The organism is Enterobacter sp. D2 (genome assembly GCF_034427575.1).
Lineage (GTDB): Bacteria > Pseudomonadota > Gammaproteobacteria > Enterobacterales > Enterobacteriaceae > Enterobacter > Enterobacter cloacae_M.
Genome location: NZ_JAXQPP010000001.1, coordinates 33,150 through 52,284, shown reverse-complemented (window position 1 = coordinate 52,284; position 19,135 = coordinate 33,150). Strand labels below are relative to the sequence as shown.

The following is a 19,135-nucleotide window of genomic DNA, read 5'->3' as shown; positions in this document are numbered from 1 at the left end:
GAGGTCAAAATGCGATTAACCCTACTGCTGTTATGCTGTCTCGTACAAAGTGTAACCTGGGCTGGCGAACTGCCAAAACCAGTTGGTAAACCCATTTTAACGATTTACGGTAATATAGAAAATACCAATGAAAATGGAAAAGCAGTGTTTGATCTCGCCAGCCTTGAAAAACTGGGTGTGGTGAGTTTTGAGACGACATCTCCCTGGTATAACGGTCGCACGAAGTTTGAGGGTGTTCCCATGAATAAACTCATGGATTATGTGGGTGCGAAGGGAACTAATGTTAATGTTATTGCGCTCAATGATTACTCTACCGTGATCCCTCTCAGCGACTTTAAAAAATACAATGCCATACTTGCCTTAAAGATCAATGGCGAATATATGCGCATTCGCGATAAAGGCCCATCATTCATTGTATACCCCTATGACAGTCTTCCTGAGTTGAATAATCAAATTTATTACTCGCGTTCAGCATGGCAGGTTAGCAAAATGAAGATTGAGTAGTCGTTCAGGAGAACATAATGAACAGGATACTGGTTGGTATCATTTTTTCTCTTTTTATCACGACAGGATATATTGCATTTCTTGTTTACGATCGACAGCAGGAATTGCAAAAACTGACTCAATACACTGAGTCCTGGTCCGTGGCACAACTGGTATCAGAGTATTACCGTTTTGAATCATGGCTTGGTCTATACGCAACCGATACCGATGACGTTACGATAGACCAGGTCCGCATGCGTCTTGAAATTATGCTAAGCCAGAGCGATTTAATGAAAGGGGGAGATTTAGGTCGCTATATTGACAGCGATAAAGCGCATCAGGAACTCGCTTTTCGCTTAGAGAAAATACTGAGCTATCTGGATAGTCATCTTGAAAAAATGAGCCATCCAGAGTTACAGGCATACCTGACAAATATGCACGATCTCGACGCGCCGCTGAGCCAACTTTCTGCAACGGCACTTACGAAAGATATTAACACGGTTAATGAATCCAACCATAAAATACAGATCCTTTACTATATTTATTCGGTACTTTCATTATTACTAGTGATATTAAGCTTTATTCTGGGTTTCTTAATGATCTACCAGAATAAAAACATTCTCAAAGCGCACATGCAGGTTAAAAGCCTTGCTGACGAGCTTCAGATATCAAAAGAAACGCTGCAAATTCAGAACTCAAAGCTGGAGTATGATGTTTATCATGACTCCCTCACCGGCATGAAAAACCGTCTTTTCTTCTGGGACGATCTTAACAAAATTAATCTTCAGGCCGATAAAAACCACACCCCTGTCACGGTAATGCTATTTGATTTAGACCGGTTCAAGGAGGTCAACGATACCTATGGCCATGATGCCGGAGATTTGCTGTTGAATCAGGTATCCAGACGCCTCACCTCAATGAGCAGCGCCACTGATACGTTTTACCGTTTGGGCGGAGACGAGTTTGCACTGCTTTCCAGCGGCCTCACTGAAGCAGCAGCCGTTTCGCGTGCCAAAGAAATCAGCGAACATATCAGCCAGCCCTATACGATTAATAACCAGCTGATAAAAATCGCCACCTGTGTGGGTATTGTTTTATCTGATAATGAACGGCGCTCTGATTATCTTTATAAATTTGCCGATCTGGCGCTCTACGAAGCCAAAAAAGAGGGTTCACAGCAGATAAAAGTTTTCCGTCAGTGGATGCTGCAAAAGTTACAGGAAAGCAGAACCCTTGAACATGATATGGCACTGGCGATCGATAACCATGAATTCGTTGTTTATTACCAGCCTATTGTCGATTCATTCAGCAATGAAATTTACGGCTACGAAGCGCTTATTCGCTGGATACACCCGGTTAAGGGGATACTTTCACCTGATTACTTTATCTCTGTCGCTGAAAAAACGGGGATGATCAATCAGATTGGCAAAAATGTGCTTGAGCTTGCCTGCCGGGAAGCGGTCTCCTGGACGGTTCCGGCAAGGATCTCTGTTAACGTCTCACCCGTTCAGCTGGGCACGAAATCCTTTACGGCGATGGTACAGTCCATCCTGAAGGAGACAGGACTTCCGGCAAACCGTCTTGAATTAGAGGTTACGGAGTCTTCGCTCTTCAGTGACAGCAATACGCCGATCACTATTCTCAAAAAGCTAAGAACGCTGGGTGTAAAAATTTCAATCGATGATTTCGGGACGGGTTATTCGTCGCTCTCACGGCTGAGTGAACTGAATTTTGATAAAATTAAAATCGACAAATCCTTTGTGAACCCGATATCCACGCAGGATGACGCCCTTAATATCGTTAAATTGATAACCGGCATGGCAAAGAGCCTCAATATGCGGGTCATTGCGGAAGGTGTTGAAACCGAAGCGCAGCTTGAGCGTCTTCAGGCTCTTGGCTGCGATCTCGTGCAGGGATACCTGTTCGGAAAACCACAGGCTGAGATTGACAGGAAGATTAGATACGGTTGAAATGGTTCTCCGGTTGTTTCTGGCCCAAAACCCTTCAGGTGATTGATAATAAAAGGTTAAAAAATGAAAAAAACAGCCCCAAAATATACGCCTGTTGATTTATCTCGTTGGGCCAGAAAGGAGCATTTTGAAGTCTTCCAGTCATTTGCTGAGTGTACTATTAACCAAACGGTTTTGATCGACATTACCGCACTGCGAAAACATATCAAAGAGGTCGGCTGGAAGTTTTACCCGACGATTATATTTCTCCTTTCTAAAATCATGAACCGACATCCGGAATTCCGTATGGCTATGAAGGATAATGAGCTTGTCATATGGAATGAAATTCATCCAAGCTATACCATTTTCCATCCTGAAACGGAGACCTTTTCGTCATTATGGAGCCACTTCGACGGCAATATAAATAACTTCCAGGAAACGTACGCAGAAGATATTGCACGCTATGGCAATAACCTTTCATACTGGCCTAAGGAAGAATCCCGGGAAAATATCTTTTTCGTATCGTCGATTCCCTGGGTAACGTTTACTAACTTTAATATTAATATTGCTCACATGAAGAACTTCTTTGCCCCTATGTTCACGTTTGGAAAATACTACGAACAGGATGGAAAAGTTTTGTTACCTCTCGCCGTTCAGGTTCATCACTCCGTGTGCGATGGTTTCCATGTAGCAAGAATATTCAATGAGTTGCAGGAGATGTGTGAATCACCACGAATAATCCCGACAATACCAACTCGTTGAACGTATTAATTTTAATATTATTTCGAAGACATCTAATCGCTCGAACCATGCCGATGCTTACTGTTATAAGACATTCTTTATAATATTCCCCTATTGAACTTAGAGCTTAACATGCTCACAGCGAGAGCATCTAGCCTGGTTAATAAAATGATGTTTATTATTACCTCATGATTTATTTCAAAAAAAAACACCTCTCATTTTATTGTGTAATCTCTTTAAAGTTGGACCATAGCCTATAATAACCATTATCTTAAACAACCAAGTGGATTCCTCTCATCAAATGCCTGCCCTCCCTAAAATGATGCTGATATTGTGAAATTTATTAGCATACGGACAGTAATGAATCTCGCCTTTAGAAAGGCAACGTATATAAAAATCAAACACTAACCAACGCCCACTGTATTTTCATGAAAAAAATGATACTGGAACTTCTATTTTACAAGAAGTTCCTTTAGGCATTCTTTCGCCCCAAACTCATAAAATAATCAGGAATATTTAGATATATTTCACTATACTGACAAATTTACTTCATGGTTCGGATCCTTTGATGTAATCGGGAAGCGAGCCTCCCGGCTTTATCTATACAAAATTCATTATTATGACATTAGATCCCGAGTATGCTCCCACAGGAAAGTTTCCAATTAACTTATCTTGTATTTTAACAGACGAAACACCAGCAGGTAATGTGATTTTAGAACCTAATGGTTGTTCATTTATACTTATTTCTGCTTTCTGCCCTTCTAAATAAATATATTTTTCATCACTTCCAGGCAGACTAAATTGCACATCAGTAGTTTCGCTACATTCAATAGAAATTTGTTTGCTACTAATATTTCCGTCCGTAAGTCTCAGCGAACCATGATCCAATAGTACTTCTTGCGTGATAAACTTACAATTTGCATTTGACGGCGGAGCTGTTATACATCCACCGGGAGCAATTAGTAATTTATAATCTACATGATCCTCACGGGGGGCTGCCCCCCATGCCATACAGTTATTAGGAGACGTATGCACTGTTTTATTTCCAGAACGATATTCAGCCGGGGCATCATTATATGCCTGCATAGCCAATTCTCCAATTGTATGTGAGCCGTCAGCAATAATACCATTAGCCAAAAAACTTACTACATCTTTATAATTTACTTCTTCGCGAGCCCATAACGTCACCATGTATCCGGAAGGAACTATTTGTTCAGAAGCAGGACCAATATTTGTTGTAATAGTTTTGAAATAGATATCCTTAACCCCATAAGGTTCATCAACGGACTTAGTCGGAATAACTACAGGATACTCACTTGCGCTTACTGAAAAAACAATCAGATTGATTAATAAATATAGTGCTCGTTTCATTAAAAACATCTCTGAGATTTATTGATAGTTTAGCATAAATGTACTAACTGCTGAAATATTACCAGGTGTTAGACTACTATTAGCAATCTCCGTAGGTTTTGCTTGTATATATGCAGAAAATGTTAATTCATTATTTCCATTAGTTAACTGTGTAAATGGGCTAGATTTATTAATGACAAGTGACGTCCCGTTACTTGTTTCTAAACCAATCGCAACGCCCCGTGCACTTGCGGAAGCGTCTAACGCCAGCATATCTGTTAGCTCATCATCAGCTATACCTTCAAATGTCACACTTACTGTTTTCATAACTGAAGGGTCGCAATTCTCAAGATGAATAGTAAACAACTCACTCTTAGTATGTTGATATTGATAAAGGTATTTGATAATTACCGAACCAAAATCGACATGTATATCGGTGTCGGAGTCTGGGATAGAACAGGGTTCGGACACTAATGCTCCAGAGAAGTGTACATTGTCCGCCGCCTGAGCTGTGTTAACTAACAGCATAGCTGCTATCATAAAGTGAATAATCCTTACTCGCTTCATCTTACAGCTCCTCATAAATAGTCAGCTTTAAGCGTCATCGTTGCCTCAAAGGCCCCTTCGGTTAAAGTCACCGCAGGATCGCGAACCGGTACTGCCTCTATTTTCGGCAGAGATGCAGGAGTACTAACTGCGATTCGCTCTGCGAAAGTTACCGCATTACCATCAATCAGAATACGGAGCCCCAGACCAGTTTTGTTTGTCATCACAGCAGCAGTATCAAAGGCTGCAGGAGCTGTAGTATCGACTATAATCGCAAGATTGTTGATGCTGTAATCAGCATCGCAATCCACGCTGTAATTAATCGGCTGCTTATAGTTGTTGCCATCAATCTTGGTAATACCAAGATTATTACCAAACGCAACCTCAATCGTCTGACCGTTGTTAATAGTGCATGGTGGTGCTACCAGGGTCCCGTGGAATGTCATGTTGTCAGTGGCTTGGGCCACGATTGGCAGCACTGCAGCCAGGGAAAGTATTTTCATTAATTGTTTCACTGATAATCTACCGTCATGGTTGCAGCCGCAGTGAAGTCGCCAGTCGGCAGATGCGTGCCAGATTGCTGCACGAGCAGCGCTTTTAGTGCTGGTTTAGTGGAAGAGGTTGTCATCACCAGGTCCGTGTTTACTGGATAGTCAATCCCGTCAGCTTTTATTTTTATGCCCAGTTCCGGAATACTTGTTTTAAGCAACTTATCGTCGAAAGTTGTGCCAGAACCATTGATTCGCATCACAAGAGTTTTGCTCTCATCAGCATTCGCACAATTCAATGTATAGTTAACATCCTTTTCTATCACTCCTCTCGACACATCGGTGGTAATAATTCCATCGCCGAAGTCTACATCGATAGTCTGGTTATCATTGATCGTGCAAGGTCCCGCCATAACAGTAACTTTTACAGTGACATTGATGGAAGTATCATCAGCAAGTGCGGTATTGCATATCACCCCCCCCACCAGAATAGCTATTGCCAGTCTATGCAGTTTCATAGCCCCTCCCTACTGATAAATCATGCTGAAATTAACCAGCGCATGATACGGACCGGCAACGAACGGAGCTGCGGTGCGTTCAGGCTGCAGGGTGAAGGTCACCTGGTTCTGGCCCGGGTTCAAAAGTATGCTGTCACTATTGCGTGATAGCATTACCGATTTCCCCTGGCTATCGCGCAGGCGGAGGCCGATACCGGATGCCCCCATTACTTTAATCAGCGCCGGATTGTCATCATCCTGCACCGCCATAAAACGCGCCTTATAAGGTGGCTGTAAAGCGCTGATGGTGGTTGTCATAGGCGTTATATTGGTGCTCCAGTTCGCCAATTCAGGGCAATCATGCAGATAGATGTTCACTTTTACCGGCGCAGCAGCTTTACCGACCTGGTTTACGTCCGCGTGACTGATGCTGCCGAGATCCACATCCTGCCAGGCCGAGTCCATCACCATCCTGCAGGTGTTCTCCAGTAGGTCACCATGGACAAACAACGTTCCCGTATCCACCAGAGGTTTTTCGTTTTCTGCACTTGCAGTACAGGCTACGGCCAGTAACAGGCTAGTGAGCAGCATAGTTTTAGTCATTCCATTCATTATGTTCTTCCTTTAGCCGGTGGTTACTTGTCTTTCAGCAGACTAGCAGTGCAACTAGCACCATTGCAGGTAAACTGAATTTGCGGTCGTCCACCGTAGTCATTCACATAGGTCAGCACTGGCGTGTTACCCAGCGCACTGGCAGCTGCCTCAATAGCGCTCTCTGTTTTTGGAGCTACCATGACCGGCTGGAAACTGACCGGATTTCCTTTTGCAGACGGGCGCCCTTCAACAATCGTCAGGTAGTACGGGGTGGGGTTGTTCAGCACATACCGATCCCCCTTGCGGGTCAGGGTCACTTTCTCTACCCAGTCCCCCTTTGCGGCCTGAGTTTTATCCAGCGCAATGCCCGACGGGCGATAGAACAACTTGATGCGGGTCTGCAGTGCAATCTGCAGAGTGTTCGGCTTGTTGCTGCGCGGAGGGATTTCTCGCAGGTTGAAATAAAACAGGGATTCCCTGTCCTGCGGCAACGAGCTTAGCGCAGGAGTGGTTTGCACTTTAACCTGACTTTTTTCGCCCGCTTCCACGCGCTGCACAGGTGGCAGTACGGTCAGCGGTGAGGTGACCTTGTTACCCTTAGAATCCTCAATCCAACCCTGAGCAAGGTATGGCAGATTTTTGTTCTCGTTGCTGATGTTGAGACTGACCGATTTCTCGCCGCCGTTTACAATTACGCGGGTGCGGTCAAGCGCGATAGCAGCACTGGCCTGTTGTGCGGTCATCAGGCCAGTCAGGGTGATAGCAAGAACGGAAAGTGCATTTTTACGGTTTAACATTTTCATTTTGTTCACTCATTTAATGATTTCAGCGCCGTCACTCATTGGCACGGCAGTAACAGATTTCCGTTCTGGTTCAGTCCTGTTAATTTCTCCGGGACGGTAACGGTGCACTGTACTTTTCCATCCCAGCTCACATCCAGTTTTGCGCCCGGCTTAAGGCCGGAGAGATACGTCTGACCTTCGTCGTTGACGATCCCAATTTCCTGTTTATCAGAGTTCTGTACGCTGGCACCAAACGGCGGGAAACTGCCATCGGCCAGACGAATAACTCCCATTGCCTTTTCTCCGGAGATCACGTTGAATTTACGGTAGCCAATCGCCCCCTCGGTCAGCGTGGCCTGCACCACCGAGGAAGAAACTTCGGCGTTATCCGGCAAGTCATTAATATCGATGCTCAGGTTATTTTTGTTATAATCGCTGACTTCAGTGATTACCGCCTTGCCGAAGCGGTTAGTACGAGTGCTGTCACTGTAACCCTGTACCGGAATGTCTGTGGCGTCACCGGTATCCACCATCACGCGAGTCCCCCCCAGGTTGTTCGCTCGGTGCAGTGCCGCACCATGCGATGTTGCCGTCACCCCTCCACGCAGAGATAGACCGGCAGAAGTGTACTGGTTCTGCTGGTAATCGACGTTGGCGGTAACATCGGCCACATCCCCAGAATGATCGTAGTAACCACTAAGCGTGCCGCCATCATTACTGCCACCTGCGGCAATACGGTAGTTATCACCATTTTTAAGGTGGTCAAAATACGCCAGATTATGGGTATTGCTGTCGCCGTTTACTGAGCCGTTATAACTGATCGAACCGGAGTCTCCCCATGGCACGGAAAGAGACAGGTACATACCATCATCATTTTCACCGTTAAATTTATTGCGATAAGCCGTCAGTGAACCGTTAATGTTTTTCCATTTACCGATGTCGAAGTAACGCGAGAGCGATAGGTTATAGCGATCTTCTGCTGGGTTATTCCAGTAAGTCTGATGCGAATAGTTCAGGTATGCGGAAAGCCCCAATGACTTAAACTGCTGGCTGAAGGTCATTGTGTACATCTCTCGACTCTGCATAAAGTCATCGTGACTCGTCGTGTAATTCAGATAGTCATTGAAGCTCATGTAATCTTTCTCGGAGAAGCGATAACCCGCGAAAGTCACCTGGCTACCGGTATCATCAAAGCGTTTCGAATAACTGACCCGGTATGACTGTCCATGTCGATCTTGGTCTTCCAGCTTTGTGTCTGAGCGCGTTACATCAAATGAGAGAGCACCCAGTATCAGCAAATCACGGCCAATACCCGCCGCCACGGAAAGGTAATCGCTGCTGCTTACCATCCCTCCATATAAGGACCAGCCGTTGCTGACCCCCCAAGAGAATTCGCCCGAACCAAAGGTTTCGCCTTCAGTGCTGTGATCGTAACTCGTCGGTTTTCCGGCAAACACCTTGTAGCGCACGCTGCCCGGACGGGTCAGATAGGGAATGCTGGCTGTGCTAACCTTAAATTCCTGCACTGAACCATCCTGCTCCTGTACCCGCACGTCAAGCATGCCAGAAACCGCATTATTCAGATCCTGTATGGCAAACGGCCCAGCCGCCACCTGAGTTTCATAAATCACTCGTCCCTGCTGGGAAATAGTCACTTTGGCATTGGTTTTCGCGACGCCGGTCACCTCTGGCGCATAACCACGCAGGTTTGGTGGCAGCATGTTGTCATCAGAAATCACGCTGGCCCCGGTAAAGCGGAAGCTATCGAACAGATCCGAATTGAGGTAGTCCTCACCCAACGTCAGCTTTGCTTTCAAGGCGGTCAGTGCTCGGTAGAGATATACCCGACTCCAAGTCCACTGTTTCTGACCAGAACCGTTATCTTCACCGGAGTGATCGTCATAATTAGTTTGCCAGTCCGCACGCGCACGCCATGCTCCCATATTGGCACCGAAGGTACCGTTACCGGAGACACTGTTCTCGTCACTGCCGTGCGAGTTCTGACGGGTCTGAGCATTGAGGTTATAGTCGGCCAACAGGCCGGGTACCCCCTCATCCCACATGCTGCTCGGCACCCAGTTATCATCGGTGTATTCCAGATAAGCCTGCGGGACGCTGATGGTCAGTACCCCGGAACTCAGATCTGGGTTCACCTCCACACCTTTCAGGGCCGTAATGTCCACGCACTGACTGTTGTGCCAGGAGGTAAATGCTTTTGCGCTGTCTTCTTTAAAGCCAAGTTTCTTTACCACTTCAGGTTTAAAACACGCTTTCGAATCCTTGCCATCCTCGCCATCGGGATAAACCGATATCGACTGCTCTTCCAGTTCGTTCTCATTAATTTTAATTTTAAATATATAATCCCCAGGCATGATATAACCACGTTTTGCGAAGTGGCTTAGATCGATATTTTCTTTATCTTTAATATCTAGCACATCAGTATTAAACTGAATATCACCCGCAGCTTTTACGTTCCCGTGAAAATTTATAAAGACACATGCGGTCAATACTGTCCACTTTGCCGACCTTTTAACAAGATTATTATTTATCTTTCTGTAAATCATATCCGCCACACCAGTAACCTGACAGTCAAATAAAAAGAAAAAAGCTTGCAGAACTGAATTTAGAAATATTCAATTCGGTACCGAATAATGGCACTATAATCACCAACAACTATATCGCGCATTGTATTTCTGAGTCTAAACTGATAATCCAGCCGGTTATCTGACACTGTTATCTGCTGTAAGGATACAGGCCGACCTGGGTGGATAACTGCACCATGGCTGTCCTGCAGCTGTAGCGCTACACCGCCCGTATTACCGCTGACCCGGAAAAGGCCATCCTCTTCATCACCGTCAAAAATTATGTTCAAATACTGCCAGGCGGAGGGCTCCGATGAAGAGTCAATTGCGCACTTGGTTAAATGGATGGAAAAGTCTTCAGGTACACCCTCACCGGTGCGTTTAATATGCCCACGGGTTTCTCCGGGCATAGTAATTTCCTGATAACCGTCTCCCATATCAATATCACAAGCACTGGAAATAATTGCACCATTCATACTGACGCGTCCGGATAACGCCGGATCAAACTCTGAAGGAGGGTTAACGTCCCGGTGCGAGGCCTGCGCCGCGAAAGCCATTGCGGTAAGTAAAAACGTCAGTACGGCGTACATTAATTTACTCATAGTTTCCGGTTCTGATATTAAAAAAACGCCTGCGGGGTACAGGCGTTTCCAGCTCAGCCGCTGGGTTTACTGGTAAGCGAGAGTAAAATCAGCAATCGCGGTGAAATCACCCGTGGTTGCAGTCACACCACTATCACCCTGCAGATAAGCGGAGAACAGCAGGGTGTTGTTACCATCCTGCAGAGAATGACCGTCAGAAGCTTTACCCAGCTCAATCTGTTTACCATCCCCGTTAGTCAGGATGATGCTCGCACCTTTAGCGGTACCGGTGATGCCCAGAGAGCCCGCAGTCGCACCTTCCGCACCGGTGAAGGTTGTAGTAACAGTTTTAGCGGTTACATCGGTGCAGTTTTCCAGCTTGATTTCAAAGTTACGCGGTGTGGATGTGCCACTGTTTGCCAGCGCAGCATTTGAAATTTGTCCAAGACTTACAGTCTGATCGATACTGTCTGGGCTAATTGAACATGGAGCATCAATAATAGAGCCAGTGAATGTTACTTTGCCGTGCCCCTGGTCAGCCGCATTTGCATTCGCCATCAAAGCACCACTGAGCATTGCAGCAATAAAAGCAATCTTTTTCGTATTCATAACTTATATTCCACTACGATATATTTTTCGGGCTGATTTAATCGACCCATCCTTAACAAATAATTAACGCTACATTCCAATGTGGCGTTCGTTTGTTCGCTTTCAATTATTGCGACAGATGTATCTTCTTACAATTCAAAACCGATCCCAATTTAGACAGGGACACTTATTAAGCCATATTACCAAAATTAGAGCTTCCATTATTAAAATGCCATTCTAAATTTGGATCAATTAAAATTCAGAGCTGATAACCATGGGTGCTAGACTTATGTTTTTTCCTGGAAGAAGTGTTCACTTCACATGGAAGAATTAACACGTAAAAACATGTAACTAGTAATGGAAGATAACAAGTCAGTCATTATTATCTGCTTTGAGTAATTTTGTGAGTGGTATCTGCGCCTTCACGATTTCAGCATGTTTACCGAAGAAAATGTCAATACCCTGCTTTATGAGGAAAGACAAGAATATTACCCGTACTCACCATTAATAATTGATGCGTACCACGGTATTTTTTACTTAAACATAGAAAGCATCACTATTCATATCGTTTATTTAAAATCAGAATTGAACCAATAAAAATTAAAAAAATTTTATTGCATATATTTCAAATTTGACTAATTTGACGGTTGCGTCTATATTTTTATTACATAATACCTAATAACTTAGAATCTATGGTAACTGTTAATCTCAAGTCAACACGCACAAATCCGAAATATTTGATGGCGTTGATGGACAAGCTGGCGCCTTATCTACAGTATAAGCGCGTCGAAGTAAACACCCGTTACACCATAACGGCTCAGCGGCAGTCCCCCTGCTATTTTATCCGCACGGGTGCAGTTTCCATGTACCGGCAGCCGGATGACATTCTCATCGATCTGTTTGATGCCCCCACACTGCGCGGCGTGATTGCCTTACCGCCGGAAACTCTTTCGGTATACGTCATCAAAACTATCGTACCCTCTGAAATAGCGATTATCGATCGTGAAAAACTGTTCGCGCTTCTTACCGAGCACAATCTTTGGGAACTTTTGGCTGACCATCTACTGGAAGCAAGCAGCATGGTTGTCGAGAGGATGTTTAAATTAATATCCCCGACGACCTATAATGTTGTCCGCCATCAACTCTATGAACTGATCAACCTTCCGGAGGACGTTCGAGAAACCATTCTTGCGGAAAATTACATTCGCAGTAAAACCCGCCTCTCCCGCAGCGGTATTATGCGCATCCTCTCTGATTTAAAGGATGGCGGATATATCGTTATTGTTAAAGGAATCCTAAAAGAAGTTCATCACCTTCCGGAGAATTATTAAAACAACTTAGATCATTTTGTACTTCCCTGGTGCTAAGACGGAGCCGAACGAAACAACATTATTAAAGTTCCCTTGTCGCCAGCGTAAACCTTTCCTCTTTTCTTACAAAGGCTTGAGACATAGAACAAGGAGGGGCCTCATTTATACTCGGCAGAAACAGTGAACACTAATGACGACGGAGAGTCCTTCCTGTCGGAAGCTAAAGCACAAAGTTGATTTCGGTAGGTTTTCGAAGAGTTTGAAATGGTGCCGATAATAGGAGTCGAACCTACGACCTTCGCATTACGAATGCGCTGCTCTACCAACTGAGCTATATCGGCCCTGAGAGGCCGGTTACGAGCGTAACCACGGGGCAAAAGGTTAGATCTATCCGGGTGATGCGTCAATGCCCTTTTGAATCAAACGGCTATTTTTGCATCACCCGTGATTATTTACGCACGAATCGTATCGTCGCCGAAGCCGATCCACTTGTACGTGGTCAGCGCTTCCAGCCCCATCGGGCCGCGCGCGTGCAGTTTCTGCGTGCTGACCGCCACCTCTGCGCCGAGGCCGAACTGGCCGCCGTCGGTGAAGCGGGTGGAGGCATTCACATATACCGCTGAAGAATCCACTTCGTTCACGAAGCGATCGGCATTGCGCAGGGTGCGCGTCAGGATCGCGTCAGAATGCTGCGTGCCGTGTTCACGGATGTGCGCAATGGCGTCGTCGAGATCGGCAACGATTTTCACGTTCAGATCCAGTGACAGAAACTCATCGTCGTACTGCTCCGCATTTACGGGAACAACGTTAGCCGGGCCATCCTGAAGCAGCGCGAGCGTGCTGGCGTCAGCGTGCAGCGTCACGCCGCTCTCTGCCATCTGTTTGCTCAGAGCCGGCAGGAAGGTGTTCGCAATATCCTGATGCACCAGCAGCGTTTCTACGGTGTTACAGGTGCTTGGACGCTGGGTTTTCGCATTCACGATAATCTTCAGCGCCGGTTCAATCTCAGCGCTGTCGTCGACAACGATATGACACACGCCGATACCGCCGGTGATCACCGGAATCGTCGACTGCTCGCGGCACAGCTTGTGCAGGCCCGCGCCGCCGCGTGGGATCAGCATGTCGATGTATTTGTCCATGCGCAGCATTTCGTTGACCAGAGCGCGGTCCGGGCTCTCGATCGCCTGTACGGCCCCCGCCGGTAAGCCACACTCTTCCAGCGCCTGCTGAATGACTTTCACCGTCGCGGCGTTGGTGCGCCATGTCTCTTTCCCACCGCGCAGAATAGCGGCGTTACCGGTTTTCAGGCACAGGGACGCAACATCCACCGTCACGTTTGGACGAGCTTCATAAATAACGCCGATAACGCCGAGCGGCACGCGGCGGCGCTCCAGGCGTAAACCGCTGTCGAGCAGCCCACCGTCGATCACCTGCCCTACCGGATCGGCCAGATTGCAGACCTGACGCACATCGTCGGCGATGCCTTTCAGGCGTGCCGGCGTCAGCGCCAGACGGTCGAGCATCGCTTCGCTCAAACCGTTACGACGCGCTTCCAGTAAATCCTGCTCGTTGGCGAGCAAAATCTCTTGGGACTGTGATTCCAGATAATCAGCGATTTTTTCCAGCACGCGGTTTTTCTCGCGGCTGGAAAGGAGCGCCAGTTTATAAGAGGCAGCCTTCGCGGCAGCGCCCATTTGTTCCAGCATGTTCTGGCTCCTTAACGAATAATCATGTCATCGCGATGCACGGCAACCGGACCATATTCATAGCCCAGAATGGCGTCGATCTGCTGCGAGTGGTGACCCGCGATGCGGCGCAGAGCATCGCTGTTGTAACGGCTTACGCCGTGGGCGATGTCGCGGCCTTCGAGGTTACGGATACGGATCACTTCACCACGGGAGAAGTTGCCTGTCACGCTTTTAATTCCTTTAGGAAGTAATGAACTTCCTCGTTCCAGAATCGCGGCGGTTGCCCCTTCATCGACGACGAGTTCGCCAGCAGGAGGCGCGCCAAATATCCAGCGCTTGCGGTTTTCCAGCGGGGACTCCTGGGCGTGGAAGCGGGTGCCGACGGAGATACCTTCCATTACGTCGCCAATCACGCCGGGGCGGCTGCCCGCTGCAATGATGGTGTCGATACCGGCGCGGCACGCGACGTCAGCGGCCTGCAGCTTGGTCCCCATACCGCCCGTTCCGAGGCCTGAAACGCTGTCACCGGCGATGGCGCGCAGCGCATCGTCGATGCCTTGAACGTCGGTAATCAGCTCGGCTTCCGGATTCGAGCGCGGGTCGGCGGTGAACAGCCCCTGCTGATCGGTCAGAAGCAGTAATTTATCGGCACCGGCCAGAATCGCGGCCAGCGCCGAGAGGTTATCGTTATCACCCACTTTGATTTCAGCGGTAGCAACGGCATCGTTCTCGTTAATGACCGGAACAATATTGTTGTCCAGCAGCGCACGCAGGGTATCGCGGGCGTTCAGGAAGCGCTCTCTGTCTTCCATATCCGCACGCGTCAGCAGCATCTGCCCGACGTGGATGCCATAGATAGAGAACAGCTGTTCCCAGAGTTGAATGAGTCGGCTTTGCCCCACGGCGGCCAGCAGCTGTTTGGAGGCGATCGTCGCGGGGAGCTCGGGGTAACCCAGGTGTTCACGCCCGGCGGCAATCGCCCCGGAGGTCACAATCACAATACGATGCCCTGCGGCATGTAGCTGAGCGCACTGACGTACAAGCTCAACAATGTGGGCGCGATTTAGGCGGCGCGATCCGCCTGTTAAAACACTGGTACCGAGTTTTACCACCAGCGTCTGGCTGTCACTCATGATTCTCTGCCGTTCAACGATAAGGGAAAGTAATGTCGAACGAACGTTTTAGCAGGAGTCAGCCCCGTTGCCAACTGCCTTAGCACATCGCGAAACACTTTGTTGCGCGGGATCAGGAAGCGTAGCGGGGGAATTTGACACTTTTATTACCGAAATAATAAATCACAGTTTTTTAAAATTATTCTTAGTTTGTCATAAAAGTTTCATTCCAGAACGATAAAACCCTTCCTGTTTTTTCACGGGACTTAGGCATGAGCTTATCGTCCAGCGAATTTTTTAGCGCGTTTATAAGACAGGATCGAAAATGAAAAAGAGCACTCTGGCATTAATGGTTATGGGCGTAGTGGCTTCTGCATCCGTTCACGCAGCTGAAGTTTATAATAAAAATGGTAATAAGCTGGACGTGTACGGCAAAGTGAAAGCCATGCACTACATCAGCGATGATGCCACCAAAGATGGCGATCAGACTTACGTTCGTTTCGGTTTTAAAGGCGAAACGCAGATTAACGATCAGCTGACGGGCTATGGCCGTTGGGAATCTGAATTTGCAGGTAACAAAGCTGAGAGCGACTCCTCTCAGAAGACGCGTCTGGCGTTTGCTGGTCTTAAGCTGAAAAACTTTGGTTCACTGGATTACGGTCGTAACCTGGGTGCCCTGTATGACGTCGAAGCATGGACCGATATGTTCCCTGAATTCGGCGGTGACTCTTCCGCACAAACCGATAACTTCATGACCAAGCGTGCTACCGGCCTGGCGACCTACCGCAATACCGACTTCTTCGGCGCGGTTGACGGTCTGGATATGACGCTGCAGTACCAGGGCAAAAACGAAAACCGTGACGCCAGGAAACAGAACGGCGACGGTTTTGGTACCTCTCTGACCTATGACTTCGGTGGCAGCGATTTCGCCGTCAGCGGCGCCTACACCAACTCTGACCGCACCAACGCTCAGAACCTGCTGGCACGTGGCCAGGGCCAGAAAGCAGAAGCCTGGGCAACCGGTCTGAAATATGATGCGAACGATATTTATCTGGCTGCGATGTATTCTGAAACCCGCAATATGACGCCAATTTCCGGTGGGTTTGCTAATAAGGCGCAGAACTTTGAAGTGGTCGCACAATATCAGTTCGACTTTGGTCTGCGCCCGTCCCTGGGCTATGTCCAGTCTAAAGGCAAAGATATTGAAGGTATTGGCGACGAAGATCTGGTGAAATATATTGACGTTGGCGCGACCTATTACTTCAACAAAAATATGTCCGCGTTTGTTGATTATAAAATCAACCAGATTGACGACAAAAATAAACTGGGCGTGAGCAGCGATGACATCGTTGCCCTGGGTATGACCTACCAGTTCTGATGATGTGAAATAAAAAAACCGGCTTGATGCCGGTTTTTTTATTGTCGGGGATTCATGCTGTCTGGTGCCCTCACCCCGGCCCTCTACCAACGGGAGAGGGAGAATTTGTAGGCCGGGTAAGGCGAAGCCGCCACCCGGCGCTGTGACACCATCAGGCAGTCAGCTTCACCGCTTCGCTGGAAAAGTCATCCGCGGGTTCGAACTTGAGATCCAGGGTAGCCAGCAGCGCGCGTGCCTTATCGTGAAACTCTTTTAGCGTATATTCCAGGCGGTCAATCACTTCCTGATCTTTAATCGTGGTCGCCTGCCAGTTGCCGTCTTTATTAAACAGGCCAAACTGGTAGCTATACGTAAAGCGTTTTTCCTCTGCTTCCATTTCCATCCACCAGCCCCAGAATTCACGTTTTTCGGGTGCAGGCTTCACGTTGACGCATACAGCCAGGCAGTCGAAAAAAAAGCGATTCTCTTCACACTGCTCTTCTCGAATATACGGGCCGAGAGCCATAAACTTCTTAATCAGTCTACTTTTCGGGTGTCCACTCGGTAACGTCATTGCGATCTCCTTTTGTGAAGCCACTGTTTTACCAAACCAGCGAAATTTAGCAATCTATTAACACAATCTCTGAGCGATCCAGCGCGTAATCTCTTTCAGTGATTTGTCGAAATTCTGATAGACCGGGCTGAACGGTACTTCAAGCAATTTGCCATCCGCAGATGACGAAGTGATTAATCGCGACTCTTCTTCCGGGCTGAACGGGTCGTTTTTCCAGAACCCAGACAGCATCGGCGTTGGGCAGCGACGTCCCAGCAGCCCCTGCGTTTTTAACGAGTAACGATTGAGCTCAACGCGCAGCGCTTCGTCTGATGCATCATGCATGCCAAGGCGGCTGGCCAGCACATCAAGGTACATTTCAGGTACGCTCCCCTGGCGTGCAGGATCGCTGAGCAGAGCGTGTACGACCGGGCCGAGGCAGGCGACGGCTTTCAGACGAGAAGATTCAAGGTAAGCCAGACGCACCGCGACGTTCGCGCCGAAACGGAAGCCGAAAGCCGCCACGCGGGTGTGGTCAACCCACGGAATGTTTTCCAGCGCTTTGAGCGCATGCTGGTGCAGCAGGCTGGAATCCTGAGTCAGTTTCCATTTAGATGAGAAACCAATTGAAGGCATATCAAGCGTCAGCATCGCGATCCCCTTTGGTGCGAAGTAGCGCTCATACAGGCTGTAATAATCAATTTGCAGCGAATCCAGCCCGCCGCACATGAGGACGGTCGGGAACGGGCCGTCGCCTTCCGGCATATGCAGGAACCCGGTGACGGGTGCGCCACCTGGAATGCTGAACTCAAGCTCGCGCATTTGGCCCGGCAAACGCTGCGCCGCCTCTTCATAAGCACGGTTCGCCAGCGCCTGGGCCTGCTCTGCCAGCTCATCACCTTTTAGATGCGGATACGCGGCGATGGCGTAGAGATTGGCCGCATGCAGCCAGTGCTTGCCGCTACGCGTGGCGTCCTCTTCCTGGCTGGCTTTTTGCTGCCAAAGCATCGCCTGCTTAGACCACTCGTAGATCCAGTTTCCGCCACGGTAGCCCACCACGGTGTCGTAGAGTTCGCTGTCGGTACGTTCGGCTTCACTCATCACGATACGTGCCTGCACATCAAGGATTTCACGGGGGTCAATACCGCGCCAGATCCACATAAGGCGGTTAATCATGCGATACCAGTGAGGCACATTTTTACCGTCTAACGCGGACTGGACGGCAGGCTGGGTACCCGGATTGAAGCGACGCACCAGCGTCGACGTTTCAGGGTGTTTGAAACGGGGTTTGAAGAGAGTCTCGGTGAGATTCGCCTGCGTCATTGCGTTGCCTCCATGAATACGTCGTATAGAGACTATTGTAACGCGTGGCAGGCCAAAAAGAACAACGCCCGACATAGCCGGGCGTGTAAAGTTACGTACTGGTATTAACGGCCTGAAATAGGCGGTACGAAGACCACGCCCATATCCCATGGCTGTTCAATCCAGGTGTCCTGCGGGATGTCAATCACGTAATCGTCAACCAGCGGGCGGCCAGCAGGCTTCGCGAAGATAGTGACGAAATGTGCTTTCGGATACATTTCGCGGATAGCAACCGCAGTACCACCGGTATCTACCAGGTCATCAATAACGATGAAGCCTTCACCGTCGCCTTCCGCACGTTTCAGCACAGTCAGCTCGCGCTGGTTGTCATGGTCATAGCTGGAGATGCAAACGGTATCGACATGACGAATACCCAGCTCACGTGCCAGCAGCGCCCCCGGTACCAGACCGCCACGGCTGACGGCAATAATGCCTTTCCACTGTTCGGAAGGCATCAGACGCGCAGCCAGTTTGCGTGCGTGAATCTGCAACATGTCCCAGGTGACGACGTATTTTTCGCTCATGTGAAGTGTCCCAGCCTGTTTTTATACGGCTTAAAAAGTGTTCGAGGG

At 48.1% G+C, this 19,135-nt stretch carries 19 protein-coding genes and 1 tRNA gene; 5 read left to right on the top strand and 15 right to left on the bottom strand.

Translation table 11 applies throughout. The features are described 5' to 3' along the window. The first annotated feature begins 9 nt into the window (after nt 1–9). From SPG90_RS00270 to catA, 3 genes are all read left to right on the top strand, one after another. Complete coding sequence (locus tag SPG90_RS00270) at nt 10–504, top strand: molybdopterin-dependent oxidoreductase (RefSeq protein WP_045356353.1); 495 nt, start codon at nt 10–12, stop codon at nt 502–504. A gap of 17 nt (nt 505–521) precedes the next feature. Continuing rightward, on the top strand, nt 522–2,453 hold the full coding sequence (locus SPG90_RS00265) for a putative bifunctional diguanylate cyclase/phosphodiesterase (protein WP_045400568.1): 1,932 nt from the start codon (nt 522–524) through the stop codon (nt 2,451–2,453). 63 nt (nt 2,454–2,516) lie between these two features. Next, complete coding sequence (gene catA / locus SPG90_RS00260) at nt 2,517–3,194, top strand: type A chloramphenicol O-acetyltransferase (protein ID WP_047174790.1); 678 nt, start codon at nt 2,517–2,519, stop codon at nt 3,192–3,194. Between the two features lie 579 nt (nt 3,195–3,773). Here catA and SPG90_RS00255 read toward each other — a convergent pair. From SPG90_RS00255 to SPG90_RS00215, 9 genes are all read right to left on the bottom strand, one after another. Beyond that, complete coding sequence (locus SPG90_RS00255; protein WP_239631969.1) at nt 3,774–4,544, bottom strand: hypothetical protein; 771 nt, start codon at nt 4,542–4,544, stop codon at nt 3,774–3,776. An 18-nt stretch (nt 4,545–4,562) separates the two neighbouring features. Continuing rightward, nucleotides 4,563–5,090, bottom strand: coding sequence for a fimbrial protein (locus SPG90_RS00250; RefSeq protein ID WP_080337283.1), 528 nt, complete (start codon nt 5,088–5,090; stop codon nt 4,563–4,565). An 11-nt stretch (nt 5,091–5,101) separates the two neighbouring features. After that, nucleotides 5,102–5,584 (bottom strand): fimbrial protein, encoded by a 483-nt coding sequence (locus tag SPG90_RS00245; protein ID WP_052686485.1) that lies wholly within the window; start codon nt 5,582–5,584, stop codon nt 5,102–5,104. After that, complete coding sequence (locus tag SPG90_RS00240) at nt 5,581–6,075, bottom strand: fimbrial protein (protein WP_047174793.1); 495 nt, start codon at nt 6,073–6,075, stop codon at nt 5,581–5,583. Before SPG90_RS00240 ends, SPG90_RS00245 begins: the two co-directional genes overlap by 4 nt. A gap of 9 nt (nt 6,076–6,084) precedes the next feature. Next, the gene (locus SPG90_RS00235; RefSeq protein ID WP_126302975.1) at nt 6,085–6,666 is read right to left on the bottom strand and encodes a fimbrial protein; all 582 of its coding nucleotides are present in this window, start codon (nt 6,664–6,666) and stop codon (nt 6,085–6,087) included. Nucleotides 6,667–6,689: 23 nt separating this feature from the next. After that, nucleotides 6,690–7,445, bottom strand: coding sequence for a fimbria/pilus periplasmic chaperone (locus SPG90_RS00230; RefSeq protein WP_126302991.1), 756 nt, complete (start codon nt 7,443–7,445; stop codon nt 6,690–6,692). A gap of 41 nt (nt 7,446–7,486) precedes the next feature. Beyond that, nucleotides 7,487–9,994: an outer membrane usher protein gene (locus SPG90_RS00225; protein ID WP_080337285.1), complete on the bottom strand. Its 2,508-nt coding sequence runs from the start codon at nt 9,992–9,994 to the stop codon at nt 7,487–7,489. Nucleotides 9,995–10,053: 59 nt separating this feature from the next. Further along, on the bottom strand, nt 10,054–10,614 hold the full coding sequence (locus tag SPG90_RS00220) for a fimbrial protein (protein ID WP_157843295.1): 561 nt from the start codon (nt 10,612–10,614) through the stop codon (nt 10,054–10,056). Nucleotides 10,615–10,680: 66 nt separating this feature from the next. Further along, entirely contained in the window at nt 10,681–11,202 is a 522-nt protein-coding gene (locus tag SPG90_RS00215) for a fimbrial protein (RefSeq protein WP_047174791.1), read from the bottom strand. A 719-nt stretch (nt 11,203–11,921) separates the two neighbouring features. Here SPG90_RS00215 and SPG90_RS00210 point away from each other — a divergent pair. Further along, nucleotides 11,922–12,512, top strand: a complete 591-nt coding sequence (locus SPG90_RS00210; RefSeq protein WP_045400548.1) for a winged helix-turn-helix transcriptional regulator — start codon at nt 11,922–11,924, stop codon at nt 12,510–12,512. A 244-nt stretch (nt 12,513–12,756) separates the two neighbouring features. On the opposite strand, the gene SPG90_RS00205 is transcribed toward SPG90_RS00210, so the two are convergent. The 3 genes from SPG90_RS00205 to proB form a co-directional block, all read right to left on the bottom strand. Then, nucleotides 12,757–12,832: transfer RNA gene (locus SPG90_RS00205), tRNA-Thr, on the bottom strand. A gap of 111 nt (nt 12,833–12,943) precedes the next feature. Further along, nucleotides 12,944–14,197, bottom strand: a complete 1,254-nt coding sequence (proA, locus tag SPG90_RS00200; RefSeq protein WP_163353487.1) for a glutamate-5-semialdehyde dehydrogenase — start codon at nt 14,195–14,197, stop codon at nt 12,944–12,946. A gap of 11 nt (nt 14,198–14,208) precedes the next feature. Further along, nucleotides 14,209–15,312 (bottom strand): glutamate 5-kinase, encoded by a 1,104-nt coding sequence (proB, locus tag SPG90_RS00195; RefSeq protein WP_023310508.1) that lies wholly within the window; start codon nt 15,310–15,312, stop codon nt 14,209–14,211. Between the two features lie 304 nt (nt 15,313–15,616). On the opposite strand from proB, the gene phoE reads away from it, so the two are divergent. Then, the gene (gene phoE, locus SPG90_RS00190; RefSeq protein WP_045400542.1) at nt 15,617–16,669 is read left to right on the top strand and encodes a phosphoporin PhoE; all 1,053 of its coding nucleotides are present in this window, start codon (nt 15,617–15,619) and stop codon (nt 16,667–16,669) included. Between the two features lie 151 nt (nt 16,670–16,820). On the opposite strand, the gene crl is transcribed toward phoE, so the two are convergent. The 3 genes from crl to gpt form a co-directional block, all read right to left on the bottom strand. Further along, nucleotides 16,821–17,222, bottom strand: a complete 402-nt coding sequence (gene crl, locus SPG90_RS00185; RefSeq protein ID WP_023310506.1) for a sigma factor-binding protein Crl — start codon at nt 17,220–17,222, stop codon at nt 16,821–16,823. A gap of 57 nt (nt 17,223–17,279) precedes the next feature. Beyond that, entirely contained in the window at nt 17,280–18,524 is a 1,245-nt protein-coding gene (gene frsA, locus SPG90_RS00180) for an esterase FrsA (RefSeq protein WP_023310505.1), read from the bottom strand. Between the two features lie 104 nt (nt 18,525–18,628). After that, entirely contained in the window at nt 18,629–19,087 is a 459-nt protein-coding gene (gpt, locus tag SPG90_RS00175; protein WP_010427903.1) for a xanthine phosphoribosyltransferase, read from the bottom strand. Nucleotides 19,088–19,135: the final 48 nt, after the last annotated feature.